Origin of the sequence: Arthrobacter sulfonylureivorans (assembly GCF_047607445.1) — a bacterium.
GTDB classification, from domain to species: Bacteria; Actinomycetota; Actinomycetes; order Actinomycetales; family Micrococcaceae; genus Crystallibacter; species Crystallibacter sulfonylureivorans_A.
The window spans coordinates 101,706-114,570 of the sequence record NZ_JBLKRT010000005.1; the positions used below are offsets into that span (position 1 = coordinate 101,706).

Here is a 12,865-nt window from a genome sequence, read left to right on the forward strand (position 1 = left end):
GCGTGCCGCAGCCTATGTTGCATGCCCGCACATATTTTACGGCAGATGGACGGCTGCGCTGCGGCCCGGATCGAACGGACAAGCATGGGCATATCAGTGCGTGGACGGACCGTACTCATCACCGGCGGAGCCATGGGAATGGGCCGGCTGTACGCAGAACGTGCGGTGAGCGAGGGCGCCAAGGCCGTTATCCTCTGGGACCGCGACGCCGACGCCTTGGCAGCCACCGCCGCCGAACTCCAGTCCCTGGGCCGAACCCGGATCCACCCCTACGCGCTCGATGTGTCCTCGCTCGAGGAGGTGAACCGGACGGCCGCGGAAACGATGTCCGACGCGGATGTGCCCGATGTCCTGATCAACAACGCCGGCATTGTGCGCGGCAAGTATTTCTGGGACCACACGGACTCGGATATCGACGCCGTGATGCAGGTCAATACACTGGCGCCCATGCACGTGACCCGCTCCTTCCTGCCCCGGATGATTGAACGGCGCACCCCAGCCCGCATCCTTAATGTCGCATCGGCCTCCGGGACGCTCTCGGTGCCCAAGATGAGCGTCTACACCGCTTCCAAATGGGCCGTGATCGGCTGGAGCGATTCGGTCCGGTTGGAACTGGAGGAGGCAGGCCACAGCCATGTGCGGGTGACCACGCTCATCCCCAGCTACATCAAGACCGGGATGTTCGAAGGTGCGCGCGGGCCGCTGCTCACGCCGCTGATGGAACCCGAATACGTCGTCGACAAGGTTTGGTCAGCGCTGATGGAGGGCAAAGCCCGTGTGCAGCTTCCCTGGTCGGTGCCGCTAGGCAGCGCGCTGCGCGGGCTTCTGCCGCAGCCCGTGTGGGACGTGGTGGCCGGGCGGGTCTTCAAGGTGTACCAGTCGATGGACCACTTCACCGGACGGCCGACGCCGGAGCCGGGAGCGGCGCCCGCTGCCAACCTCGGCCCTTCCGGCAATAGCGAAAGCGGAACCACCGCGTGAGCGTGCGAACCGGCACCCCCGCCGTGGCCGACAAAGTTGCCGCGGTCCGGAAGACCTACGATTCGGGCAGGACCCGGCCCCTTGCCTGGCGCCGCCACCAGTTGCAGGCCTTGGTCCGGCTGCTGACCGAACGTGAAGCCGAGCTCAGCGCCGCGCTGCAGCGTGACCTCGGCAAGAACGCCCTGGAAAGCTACCTGACCGAAATCTCGATCACCCGCGCCGAAGCCGGACACGCGCTCAAACACCTTGCCGACTGGACCCGGAGCCGGCGCGTCCCGGTCCCGCTGGGACTGCTTCCGGCGTCGGCACGCACAGAACCGCAGCCACTGGGAGTGGTGCTGATCATCGCGCCGTGGAACTACCCGGTCCAGCTGCTTCTGGCACCGCTGGTCGGGGCGCTGGCGGCGGGCAATGCAGCTGTCCTCAAGCCCAGCGAACTGGCACCGGTATCCTCCGGGGCCCTGGCGCGCCTGCTGCCCGAATACCTGGACGCTGAGGCGGTCACCGTGGTCGAAGGCGGACGGGAGACCTCGACGGCGCTGCTCGCCGAGCGCTTCGACCACATCTTCTTTACCGGCGGTGAGCAGGTGGGAAAAGTGGTCCTGCGCGCTGCAGCCGAGCACCTGACGCCGGTGACGCTCGAGCTGGGAGGCAAGTCCCCCGCCGTCGTGATGGGCGGCAATCTGCGCGCTGCCGCGCGCCGGCTGGTCTATGGGAAGCTGCTGAACGCGGGCCAGACCTGCGTGGCGCCGGACTATGTCCTGACAACCGAAGCGCTGGCGCCGTCCCTGGTGAAGCAGCTCGGCCGGGCAGTCCGCGAGATGTTCGGCAAAGACCCGGCCAAGAGCGCGGACTTCGGCCGCATAGTGAACGAAGGCCACTTCGACCGGCTGGCCTCCTACCTGGCGGACGGCACGGTGGCGTCCGGTGGACGGGCCGATCGGGAACACCTGTACATCGAGCCCACTGTGCTGACCGGTGTCTCCCCGGATGCCGCAGTGATGCAGGACGAGATCTTCGGGCCGATTCTGCCCGTCCTGACCGTTGCAGACCTTGGCGAGGCGATGGACTTCATCAATTCCCGTCCGGTGCCACTGGCCGCGTATCTGTACTCATCCTCGGCTGCCGAGCGGCGCCGGTTCGAACACGGGGTCCGGGCCGGGAGCATCAGCCACAACGCCAGCACCATCCAGCTGGCCGTGCCGGAACTTCCGTTCGGAGGTGCCGGTGCCAGCGGAATGGGCGCCTATCACGGCAAACACACCTTCGATACGTTCAGCCAGCTCCGGCCGGTCTTCTCCAAGGGGACGCTGCTTGACACGCTGCGGGTGGCTTATCCGGGGTACAACGGTGCCAAGACCCGGATCCTCCGCCGACTGCTCTAGCCGGATTCCCGGGCTCCCCGCAGGCGGGGAGCCCGGATGTGTCTCGCTAGGCGATGACGGCGTCCACAATCGCTTTGGCCTCCGCCTGCACCTGTACCAGATGGTCCTGTCCGAGGAAGGACTCGGCGTAGATCTTGTACACGTCCTCGGTGCCGGAGGGCCGTGCGGCAAACCAGGCGTTTTCGGTGGTGACTTTAAGTCCTCCGATGGCCGCGCCGTTGCCCGGCGCTTCGGTCAGCTTGGCGGTGATCGGCTCGCCGGCCAGCTCCGTGGCGGCCACGTCCGCGGCGGTAAGTTTGGCCAGTGCAGCCTTCTGCTCCCGGGTCGCCGCGGCGTCGATGCGCGCATATGACGGCGAACCGAACTTTGCGGTCAGCCCACCGTAAAGTTCGGACGGCGATTTCCCGGTCACCGCGCTGATTTCGGAAGCCAGCAGCGCCAGCAGGATGCCGTCCTTGTCCGTGGACCAAGGCTTGCCGTCGAAACGGACAAAAGAGGCCCCGGCCGACTCCTCGCCGCCGAAAACGCCCTCACCCGAGAGCAGCCCGGGCACGAACCATTTGAAGCCCACCGGCACCTCCACCAGCCGCCGGCCCAGCCCGGCCGCCACCCGGTCGATCATCGAGGAGGACACCAGCGTCTTGCCCACCGCGGCCTGCGCCGGCCAGTCCGGCCGGTGCGTGTAGAGGTAGTCGATGGCCACGGCCAGGTAGTGGTTGGGGTTCATCAGCCCGGCATCCGGGGTGACGATCCCGTGCCGGTCCGCGTCGGCGTCGTTCCCGGTGGCAATGTCATAGGCGGCACCGCCGCCGCGCACCGCGTTGATCAGCGAGGCCATGGCCGACGGCGAGGAGCAGTCCATCCGGATCTTCTCGTCCCAGTCCAGCGTCATGAACGCCCACTGCGGGTCCACCGTCGGGTTGACCACGGTCAGGTCCAGCCGGTGCCGCTCGGCGATCGCGCCCCAGTAGTCCACCGAGGCCCCGCCCATCGGGTCCGCGCCGATCCGCACGCCGGCATTGCGGATGGCGTCCAGGTCCAGCACCTGCGGCAGGTCGTCCACGTAGGCGCCGAGGAAATCGTAGGTTCCCACCGCACCGGAGAACTGCGCCTGCCCCAGCGTCATCCTCTTCACCCCGCGCAGCCCGGCCTCCAGCAGCTCGTTGGCGCGCGCGGCGATCCAGCCGGTGGCGTCCGAGTCGGCGGGGCCGCCGTGCGGCGGGTTGTACTTGAAGCCGCCGTCGCCGGGCGGATTGTGCGAGGGCGTGATCACGATCCCGTCGCCCTGGGCGTCGGGATGGGCGGCGTTGTGGGTCAGGATGGCGTGGCTGACGGCTGGCGTGGGGGTCCAGCCGGTGCGCGAATCGACCAGCACCGTGACGCCGTTCCCGGCCAGGACTTCCAGCGCGGTGTCCTGGGCGGGGTCGGAGAGAGCGTGTGTGTCCTTGCCGACGAATAGCGGGCCGGAGATCCCCTGGCCGGCGCGGTACTCCACAATCGCCTGGGTGATGGCGGCGATGTGGTCCTCGTTGAAGGAGGCCTTCAGGCTCGAGCCGCGGTGCCCGGAGGTGCCGAAGGCCACACGCTGGACCGGGTCGGCCGGATCCGGCTTGATGTCGAAGTAGGCGTCCCGCAGCGCGGTCAGGTCTACAAGGTCGCTGGGAAGGGCTACGGTGCCCGCACGGTTTGCCATGCCTCAAGCATGCCAAAAAACCCGCAGATCGGTAGCGGTCCGGTGACGGAACCGGCCGCCACGCCCGCGCATCCGGCGCCCGCCTAGACTGGTATGGCACCCGCATCACAGCTGCATGGCGCAGCGACATTACCCCAGGGGGAATCCAGAGCATGTCCGGCACGGAGAACAGGCCGCCTTTCAACGATCCGAAGCACCCCGGCTGGTACACCGATCCTAATGCCGGCCAGGTGCCGTCCCAGCCGCCGTCGCTGCCCGAGGCGCCGCACCCGTACTCTTACCAGCCCGGTCCGGGCGCCCAGCCGTACGCCGGGCAGCAGCCGTATGGCGGGCCGGACTACAACCAGCCGATGTACTACACGCCGCAGGCCCAGCCGAAGGGCCTGAGCATTGCGGCGCTGGTGCTCGGCATCGTCTCGGTGGTGACGTTTGGCTTCATCTTCGTCCCGCAGATCCTGGCCATCGTGTTCGGCCACATCGCCCTCGGCAAGGAACCGGCTGGCCGCAGCCTCGCGCTGGCCGGACTGATCATGGGCTACGCGGTGGCCGGCATCTGGTGCCTGTTGATCTTCATCGGCATCCTCGGCAGCATGTAGTCCTGCCCTAACGACGGCGATGCCCGGGTGAGGAGCCAATCCTCGCCCGGGCATCGCCGTCGTTGTTTGCAGTGCGGTTTAGCGGATGCCGCCCATCAGCTTCTTCAGCGAGGGCACGGCGGCGGCCAGTCCGACGCCGAGGATGATCGCCACCACGCCGATGAAACCGAAGTACGGTGCCTCATTGGTCGGGTCGTAGTAGCCGGCCAGGATGCCGGCCAGCGTGGTGCCCAGCGAGATGGACAGCAGGAACAGCGCCACCATCTGGGTCTGGAACGCCTTCGGGGCGAGCTTGGTGGAGACCGAGGACCCGGTGGGGGAGAGGAACAGTTCCGCCATGGTGAACAGGAACAGGATGCCCACCATCGCCAGCAGCGGGGTGGAGTTGGCGCCGCCGCCGGCCAGCGGAATGAAGGCCAGGAACGCCAGGCCCATGACCACCAGGCCCAGGGCGAACTTCATCGGAGAGCTGGGCTGCTTGGGGCCGAGCTTGGTCCACACGGCGGCGAAAATGCCGGCGAAGATAATGATGAACACCGGGTTGATGGACTGCACCCAGCTGGCCGGCATCTCCCAGCCACCCAGCGAGCGGTCCAGCTGCTTGTCCGCGTACAGTGCCACCACGGTGAACTGCTGCTGGAACAGCGCCCAGAACGCGGCGGATGCGATGAACAGCGGGATGAAGGCGTACACGCGCTTGCGCTCCACGCCGTCCACCTTCTTGCTGGAGAGGATCACCACGAAGTAGACGACCGCTGCGAGGATCGCCAGCCACGCCATGATCGGGGCAAGGTTCTCGGCGGTAACGAGGCCGAAGGCCACCAGCAGCACCACAACGACGACGGCGGCCACGGCCACGCCAGCGACCTTGCCGTAGTTGCTGCGCGGCAGCGGATTGGCCACATGGTGCGAGGCCTCGGGGAGGTTCTTGCGGGTCAGCGCGTACTGGGTCAGGCCGATCGCCATGCCCAGCGCGGCCAGGCCGAAGCCGTAGTGGAAGCCAAGCTGCACCTGGGCCAGGCCGGTGAGCAGCGGGCCGAACAGGCCGCCGATGTTCACGCCCATGTAGAAGATGGAGAAGCCGGCATCGCGGCGGTCGTCCTTCAGGCTGTACAACGAGCCGACCAGCGAGCTGGCGGTGGCCTTCAGGCCGCCGGAGCCGATGGCTACCAGGATCAGGCCGACGGCCAGTCCCACGCCGCCCGGAAGCACTGCCAGCGCGATGTGTCCCAGCATGACCATGATGCCGGTGAAGAAGAGAACTTTTTCGGAACCGAGGATGCGGTCAGCCACCCAGGCGCCCAGGATGGAGGAGAGGTAGACACCGCCGCCATAAGCGCCCACCAGGCCGGTGGCGATGCCTTCGTCGATGCCCAGACCGCCCTCGGCGACCGAGTAGTACATGTAGTAGAGCAGGATGCCCTGCATGCCGTAGAAGGAGAAGCGCTCCCAGAGTTCTACGGAGAAAAGATTGGCCAGCATCCGTGGATGCCCGAAGAATGTTTTGCCGGTTTGGCTGGACTTTATTGCTTGTTCCGGCTGCGGATTCCCGGACTGCACGGTATTGCTCACGGTGTTCAATTCTGACACTCAGCGACACGCATTGTCATATCCTTGCCACGCGTGGGTGCGGGTGATAATGCGTTTGCGCAGGTCAGCGCCGGGTTCTCCGGCGGGTCAGCGCACACTCTCCAGCTGGGCGGCGACGGCCAGCAGCGCGGCCTCGGAGCCCGGCCGGCCGATCAGCTGGATGCCCATGGACAAGCCCTCCTCGGTGGTGCTGACCGGAACGGCAATGGCGGGCAGGCCGCACACATTCACCAGCGACGTAAAGGGTGAATATTGGCACTGGCGCATGTAGTCCACATCCGCGCCGGTGGAGGTGTACCAGCCGACCGGCCGCGGCGTCTGCGCCAGCGCCGGCGTGAGCATGAGGTCGTAGCGGCCGAACTGGGCCCGGGTGTTCTCCTGGAAGCGTGACAACACGGACAGGGCTTCGGCCAGGGCCTCTGGCTTGCGCTTCGCGGCCCGGCGCCGGAAAGCCCGGGTGAGCGGCATGAGCTGCGGTTCGCGGCCGGCCGGCAGCTCCAGCCCTGCCAGGCCGGAGGTCCACACCGTGGCGAAGGCTTCCGGGTAACGGTTGTCGTAGCGGACCTCCGCGTCCGCCAGCTCGTGCCCCAGCCCCAGCAGCAACTCCATCGCTGTCTCGAGCGCCTGGTCCGCCTCCGGCTCCAGCGAGAGCGGGTACGCGGACTCGAAGGGGGAGTCGGTGCTGACGCCGATCCGGAAACGGCCCTCGGCCCGGAGCGCGGCGCCAAGGAAGTCCGGTTCGGTCCCGAAGGCCGCCCGGGCCAAGGGCTCATCGGCCATGGCGTCCATGAGCAGGCCGGCGTCGGCTGCGGTGCGGGCCAAGGGTCCTGCCACCACCAGCTGGCCGGCGTCCTCACCGGTGGTGCCGGCGGGCAGCCGGCCGCGTCCGGGTTTAAGCCCCACCAGTCCGGTGGCGGCCGCGGGGATTCGCACCGAACCGCCGCCGTCGGACCCAGGGGCAAAGGGCAGCATCCCCGCCGCGACGGCGGCGGCGCTGCCGCCGGAGGAGCCGCCCGGGCTCAGTGTGGGGTCCAGCGGATTGCGGGCCGGGGGCGCCACGTGGTTCTCGCTATAGGAGGTCAGGCCGAACTCCGGCACCTGGGTCTTGCCCAGGGTGATGCTGCCGGCGGCTTCCAGGACGTCCACCAGCGGGTGGTTTGCCAGTGCCGGCCGGTGATCCAGGGCGGCGCTGCCGTGCGTGGTCGGAAGGCCTGCCACGTCGGTGAGGTCCTTGTAGGCGAGCGGAAGCCCGTGCAGCCGGCCCAGCGTCCCGCCCCGGGCCTGGTGATCGTCGGCGGCGCGCGCGTGCTTGAGTGCCTGGTCCGCGCCCACGGTAATGAAGGCCCCGAGCCGTGGATTCAGTGCCTCGATCCGGCGGAGATAGTGGTCCGTCAGTTCCCGGGCCGACAGTTCGCCGCGGGCCACGGCGTCGCGCTGGGCAACCGCCGTCAAATCATGCAGTGCAGTCATCGCCCGTAACTGTAGCCCCGCCTGCCGGTGCGGGCCAATCCTGCTGTGCCCGCTGTGGATGGTCCGCCTCGCTCAGCCGAGGAAGCGTGCCTCAATCGGTTCTTCCACCGCAACGGCTTCCGGCCCGTCGCCGGCCTGCGCGGTCACCCGGTAGGCCAGTTTCCCTTCGGTCTCGCTGACGGCCTCGGCCAACTCGATGCCGTGATAGACCAGCCCCACCCCGTCGTCGGTGCAATGTGTCTCGCCCAGGATGCCGTCTGCCACCAGTCGGTGCACCAGCGGCCGGCGCTGTGGTTCCGAGTCGTAGTGGACGCCATTGTCAAAGGGCAGCAGCCCCAGCCCGTTGGTGACCGGCCGCAGTTCGGGGCCGAAGGAGTCGGTCGTGCCGCCGCGGAACCAGCAGATGGAGCCTGCGGAGACACCGGCCAGCACCACCCCGGCGTGCCAGACCCGCCGGAAGATGGCATCCAGTCCGTGGACCCGCCACACCGCCAGCAGGTTGGCCACTGAACCGCCGCCCACCCAGACCACGTCCTGGCTAAGCAGGTGCTCCTCGACGTCGGGCACGTTGGGCATGGTGAACAGGTTGAGGTGGCTCAGGTCGTACCCGACCGTCCGGGCCGCCTCGTCCAGTTCGGCCTGGAACCAGCGCTGGTCGCCGCCTGCGGTGCCCAGGTGCGTCACCCGCGGCGCCCGCCCGCTGGCCCCTGACAGGTCGACGGCGTGGTGCACCAGGTGATTGAACGCGATCCGGCTGCGCACGCCGGCTTTGATTCCTCCGGAGGTGGCCAGGATGGTCGGCTGGTCTGCGGCCATGGATACCCCTGTCTCATTAAGGTGCAGCGGACGATCCCACTATAGGCTTGTGGTGCGGCCGAATTGCCGGGTCGCGTGCTAAAGAATTCATCAGCGGCGGCAGTGGCTGCCGCGCATTGTGGAGGTTGCCATGAGCGATGTCGAGAACGTGGACGTCAACAGCGTAGGCGGCGACGCCACCATTCTGGACGTGCGCGAGGACTACGAATGGGAAGCCGGGCACATCGCCGGCGCGGTGCATATCCCGCTCAACGAATTGCCCCTGCGCCTGGAGGAATTGGACCCGGATGTGGACCTGCATGTGGTGTGCCGCAGCGGGGGCCGCTCCTTCCGGGCCACCGAATGGCTGAACGGGAACGGGTATTCCGCCGTGAACATCAGCGGCGGCATGGGTGCCTGGCTGGACGCCGGCAAGCCCATCGTGTCCGAGGACGGGCAGGAGCCCCGGGTCCAGTAATGACCACCGTCTACACCTTCCTGGGGCCGGAGGGCACTTTCACCGAAGCAGCCCTCCTCCAGGTCCCCGGGGCAGCAGACGCACGCCGGATCCCGGCTTCCAATGTCGAGGCCGCCCTGGAAGCGGTCCGCTCGGGCGAAGCAGGAGCCGCGATGGTTCCGATCGAGAACTCGGTCGAGGGCGGCGTGAGCGCCACGCTGGACGCGATAGCCGGGGGCGTGCCGCTGCAGATCACCGGCGAACAGTTGGTGCCCATCCGCTTTGTCCTCGCCGTCCGGCCGGGGACGGAGCGCCAGTCGATCACCGTGGTCTCCACTCATCCGCACGCGTGGGCCCAATGCCGGGCGTGGTGCAGCGAGAATATTCCGCAGGCGGCATATCTGCCCGCGTCGTCGACGGCGGCCGCCGGAATGGGGCTGCTGGAACCGGGCGCCGGCCATCAGGCCGCGATCTGCTCTCCGCTGGTTGCCCAGCAGCGTGGCCTGCAGGTGCTTGCCGACGACATCGGAGACATTCCCGACGCCGTCACCCGCTTCATCCTGGTCAGCCGGCCCGGTGCCCTGCCCGCGCCGACCGGCGCGGACAAGACCACGCTGGTGGTCCCGCTGCCGCAGGACCATCCAGGAGCGCTGGTGGCGATTCTGGAACAGCTATCCAGCCGCGGGGTAAACCTGAGCCGGATCGAGTCGCGGCCCACCGGCCAGTTCCTGGGCGACTATTTCTTCAGCCTGGATGCCGAAGGGCATCTGGCCGAAGAGCGGGTGGCAGACGCGGTGCGCGGGCTGCATCGGCTCAGCCCCGGCTTGCGGTTCCTCGGCTCCTATCCGCGGGCCGACCGCCGCGGCCACACCGTTCCGCGCAGCAACCAGGACGACGCGTTCCTGAAGGCGGATGGCTGGGTCAGGGATTTGCTGCTGTCCCGCTGAGCGCCCCCGCGGGGTACCGGTGGTTGGATATGGTCAGTATGCTGAGGAAAACGCCCCCTCGGGACCACAGATCGGAGCACCATGACACAGCAGAACAGCAGGGACCAGTACCAGGACGGGGAGCCGACCCCGGAGGAGGCACTGAACCAAACCGCCAGCGAGAGCCGAGCGGGCGACCTCGGCGACCAGGGAAATGACCTGCGCTTCGCCGAAGAGCAGCAGCTGATCCACCAGCAGGCAGCCGGCCAGTTCCCGGTTCCCGCGGAGGAAGATCTGCAGCAGCCGGACGCCGAGATCCCGGCCCTCGAAGCGGACGAGCAGCCCATCGACATCCCGGGCGAAGAGCTGCACGACACCGACGAAGCCGACTCCAGCGACGATCCGCTCAACGCCGGCGGCGACGACACGTAAGCCGCCCGGAGTAATCCTCCCCCGCGCCGACAGCGGCTGCCTCCCCCCTAGGCGGCGGGGCGGGCGCTGCCGGCGGTCGGGATCGATGCGGTCCGGACGGCCAGCGACCGCGGCCTGACCTCAACGGTCAGCGATGTGACCGGTCCAGAGTGGTCGCCGTCCAGCTGGGTGCCCATCGGGTCGTGCGCGGTGATCCGAACCGTCCGTCCGCGGTGGTATTCGATCACCGGAATCGGCGCTGCGTGCCGGACCAGGGTCTTGGCCGCAATCCACAGCCAGCCGACCACGCTGCGCGGGCTGAGCACCACAATGTCCAGTTCGCCGTCGTCGATCTCCGCGGTGGGGATGAAATCGATTCCCGCCGGGAGCTTGCCGCAGTTGGCCAGCAGGATGCTGCGCACCCGCCGTGGCTGGGCCGGCTGGCCGTCGATGCTGACCATGACCCGTTTGCGCTGCCCGGCCAGGTGGCGGACACCGGCTTCCGAGTAGGCCACCCAGCCGAAGCGGCGTTTGAGGTCGTCCCGGGTGTCGGCCAGCACGTCCGCATCCACCCCGATGCCGGCGATCACCAGGAAACTGTCATGCACGCGTGAGCCGGTGGCCGAGTTCTCCAGCGTAATGTCCGCCGTATCGATCATCCGGATAACACCGTGCAACGCCACGTTGATGTTGGCCTGCAGGGCGCTTGGCTCAAGGCCGAGGTTCCGCGCCAGCAGGTTCCCGGTGCCCAGCGGCAGCACGCCCATCGGCATCTGGGTGCCGGACAGTTCCGAGGCGACCACCCGGATGGTGCCGTCCCCGCCGCCTGCAATGACGACGTCGGCCCGCTCTTCCAGGGCGCGTCTCGCCTGGCCGTGGCCCGGGTCCTCGGGAGTGGTTTCCAAGACCAGCGGAGGGCTCCACCCGGCAGCGGCACAGGCAGCCTCCAGTTGCAGGCGGGCTTCGGCGGCGCCGTTCTTGACCGGGTTCAGGATGAACACCACGCGCTGGTCGGGCAAGGCCGGAGACGGCACCGCAGCCGCGGACCCCGGCTCCACCCGCCGCCGGGAAGCCCGCCGGACGCCCAGCCAGATCACCAGCAAGGCGGCCGCAACAGCGGCTACGGTGAGGGCGACGATCCATTCGGCAGGCATGGTGCTCCTAGGATATCCAGCGGCGACTCTGTGTCCGCCCGCTGCATCGCTGCCGGTGCCGGCTGGCGCGGATCGAGGGCGGAACGCCTTATTCGGTACCCTTAGCAGGTGATCGATGTAAACGAACTCCGCGCCAATCCAGAGATCTTCCGTGCCTCGCAGCGTGCCCGGGGCGCTGACGAGTCCGTCGTCGACGCCGTCATTGCCGCCGACGTGGCGCGCCGGGAAGCGATCAACCGGTACGAGGGACTGCGCGCCGAACAGAACGTCTTCGGCAAGAAGGTGGCACAGGCCAAGGGCGAGGAAAAGGCAGCTCTGCTGGCGCAGGTCAAGGAGTTGGCTGCTTCGGTCAAGCAGGCGCAGGCGGCATCGGATGCCGCGCATAGCCAGCAGGAGTCACTGCTGCGCAGTATCCCGAACCTGATCGAGGAGGGTGTTCCCGCCGGCGGCGAGGACGACTTCAACGTAGTCAAGACCGTCGGCAAGCCCCGCGATTTCGGTCCGGACGGCTTTGAGCCCCGGGACCATCTGGCCATCGGCGAGTTGATCGGCGCCATCGACATGGAACGCGGCGCCAAGGTGTCCGGCTCGCGCTTTTACTTCCTCAAGGGAGTGGGCGCCCGGCTGGAGATCGCGCTGATGAACATGGCGCTGGACCAGGCGGTGTCCAATGGCTTTATCCCGATGATCACCCCCACGCTGGTTCGCCCGGAAGCGATGCAGGGCACCGGCTTCGATGTGGAGCACGACGACGAGATCTACCGCCTGGAGCGCGACAACCTGTACTTGACCGGTACGTCGGAGGTCGCTTTGGCGGGGTACCACGCGGACGAAATCCTTGACCTGTCCGCCGGCCCGACCCGCTACGCCGGCTGGAGCTCCTGCTACCGCCGGGAGGCCGGCGCCGCCGGCAAGGACACCCGGGGCATCATCCGGGTGCACCAGTTCAACAAGCTGGAAATGTTCATCTACTGCCCGGTCGAGGAAGCCGCCGACGAGCACGCCCGGCTGCTGGCTTGGGAAGAGGAAATGCTGGCGAAGGTAGAACTGCCCTACCGGGTGATCGATACCGCCGCAGGCGACCTCGGCATGAGCGCGGCCCGCAAGTTCGACTGTGAGGCATGGGTGCCCACCCAGCAGGCCTACCGGGAGCTGACCTCCACCTCCAACTGCACCACCTTCCAGGCCCGCAGGCTGAACATCCGCGAACGCCAAGTCTCGGCCGAGGGCGAGAAGAAGGGCACACGGGCGGTCGCCACACTGAACGGGACCCTGGCCACCACGCGCTGGATCGTGGCCATCCTGGAACACCACCAGAACGCCGACGGTTCGGTGAACGTACCCGCTGCCCTGCAGCCCTACCTGGGCGGCATGGAAGTACTTCCCGTGCTCTCCTGAAAGCCGGTT

The 12,865-nt window shown here is 67.9% G+C and carries 12 protein-coding genes; 7 read left to right on the plus strand and 5 right to left on the minus strand.

Annotated features, from left to right (window positions below; all coding sequences use genetic code 11):
• Positions 1 to 21: 21 nt before the first annotated feature.
• Both ACMX2H_RS03970 and ACMX2H_RS03975 read left to right on the plus strand, forming a co-directional pair.
• Complete coding sequence (locus tag ACMX2H_RS03970; RefSeq protein WP_414959063.1) at positions 22 to 981, plus strand: SDR family NAD(P)-dependent oxidoreductase; 960 nt, start codon at positions 22 to 24, stop codon at positions 979 to 981.
• Positions 978 to 2,366 carry an aldehyde dehydrogenase family protein gene (locus ACMX2H_RS03975; RefSeq protein ID WP_414959064.1) on the plus strand — a complete coding sequence of 463 codons (1,389 nt, stop codon included), beginning with the start codon at positions 978 to 980 and terminating at the stop codon, positions 2,364 to 2,366. Before ACMX2H_RS03970 ends, ACMX2H_RS03975 begins: the two co-directional genes overlap by 4 nt.
• Positions 2,367 to 2,412: 46 nt before the next feature.
• On the opposite strand, the gene pgm is transcribed toward ACMX2H_RS03975, so the two are convergent.
• Complete coding sequence (pgm, locus tag ACMX2H_RS03980) at positions 2,413 to 4,059, minus strand: phosphoglucomutase (alpha-D-glucose-1,6-bisphosphate-dependent) (RefSeq protein ID WP_414959065.1); 1,647 nt, start codon at positions 4,057 to 4,059, stop codon at positions 2,413 to 2,415.
• Positions 4,060 to 4,211: 152 nt separating this feature from the next.
• Here pgm and ACMX2H_RS03985 point away from each other — a divergent pair, with 152 nt between their 5' ends.
• Positions 4,212 to 4,655 carry a DUF4190 domain-containing protein gene (locus ACMX2H_RS03985; RefSeq protein WP_414959066.1) on the plus strand — a complete coding sequence of 148 codons (444 nt, stop codon included), beginning with the start codon at positions 4,212 to 4,214 and terminating at the stop codon, positions 4,653 to 4,655.
• Positions 4,656 to 4,733: 78 nt separating this feature from the next.
• On the opposite strand, the gene ACMX2H_RS03990 is transcribed toward ACMX2H_RS03985, so the two are convergent.
• The 3 genes from ACMX2H_RS03990 to ACMX2H_RS04000 form a co-directional block, all read right to left on the minus strand.
• Entirely contained in the window at positions 4,734 to 6,137 is a 1,404-nt protein-coding gene (locus ACMX2H_RS03990; protein WP_414959113.1) for a peptide MFS transporter, read from the minus strand.
• A 195-nt stretch (positions 6,138 to 6,332) separates the two neighbouring features.
• Positions 6,333 to 7,715, minus strand: a complete 1,383-nt coding sequence (locus tag ACMX2H_RS03995; RefSeq protein WP_414959067.1) for an amidase — start codon at positions 7,713 to 7,715, stop codon at positions 6,333 to 6,335.
• Between the two features lie 72 nt (positions 7,716 to 7,787).
• Positions 7,788 to 8,531: a Type 1 glutamine amidotransferase-like domain-containing protein gene (locus ACMX2H_RS04000; RefSeq protein ID WP_414959068.1), complete on the minus strand. Its 744-nt coding sequence runs from the start codon at positions 8,529 to 8,531 to the stop codon at positions 7,788 to 7,790.
• Between the two features lie 130 nt (positions 8,532 to 8,661).
• Between ACMX2H_RS04000 and ACMX2H_RS04005 the strand changes: the two genes are divergently transcribed.
• The 3 genes from ACMX2H_RS04005 to ACMX2H_RS04015 all read left to right on the plus strand — a co-directional run bounded on the left by ACMX2H_RS04005 (position 8,662) and on the right by ACMX2H_RS04015 (position 10,325).
• The gene (locus tag ACMX2H_RS04005) at positions 8,662 to 8,988 is read left to right on the plus strand and encodes a rhodanese-like domain-containing protein (protein WP_136785585.1); all 327 of its coding nucleotides are present in this window, start codon (positions 8,662 to 8,664) and stop codon (positions 8,986 to 8,988) included.
• The gene (pheA, locus tag ACMX2H_RS04010; protein ID WP_414959069.1) at positions 8,988 to 9,914 is read left to right on the plus strand and encodes a prephenate dehydratase; all 927 of its coding nucleotides are present in this window, start codon (positions 8,988 to 8,990) and stop codon (positions 9,912 to 9,914) included. The genes ACMX2H_RS04005 and pheA overlap by 1 nt, the downstream gene beginning before the upstream one ends.
• Positions 9,915 to 9,995: 81 nt before the next feature.
• Complete coding sequence (locus tag ACMX2H_RS04015; protein ID WP_414959070.1) at positions 9,996 to 10,325, plus strand: hypothetical protein; 330 nt, start codon at positions 9,996 to 9,998, stop codon at positions 10,323 to 10,325.
• A 47-nt stretch (positions 10,326 to 10,372) separates the two neighbouring features.
• Here the strand turns inward: ACMX2H_RS04015 and ACMX2H_RS04020 are convergent, their stop codons facing one another.
• Entirely contained in the window at positions 10,373 to 11,458 is a 1,086-nt protein-coding gene (locus ACMX2H_RS04020) for a diacylglycerol/lipid kinase family protein (RefSeq protein WP_414959071.1), read from the minus strand.
• A 108-nt stretch (positions 11,459 to 11,566) separates the two neighbouring features.
• Between ACMX2H_RS04020 and serS the strand changes: the two genes are divergently transcribed.
• Entirely contained in the window at positions 11,567 to 12,856 is a 1,290-nt protein-coding gene (gene serS / locus ACMX2H_RS04025; protein WP_414959072.1) for a serine--tRNA ligase, read from the plus strand.
• The last annotated feature ends 9 nt before the right edge of the window (positions 12,857 to 12,865 follow it).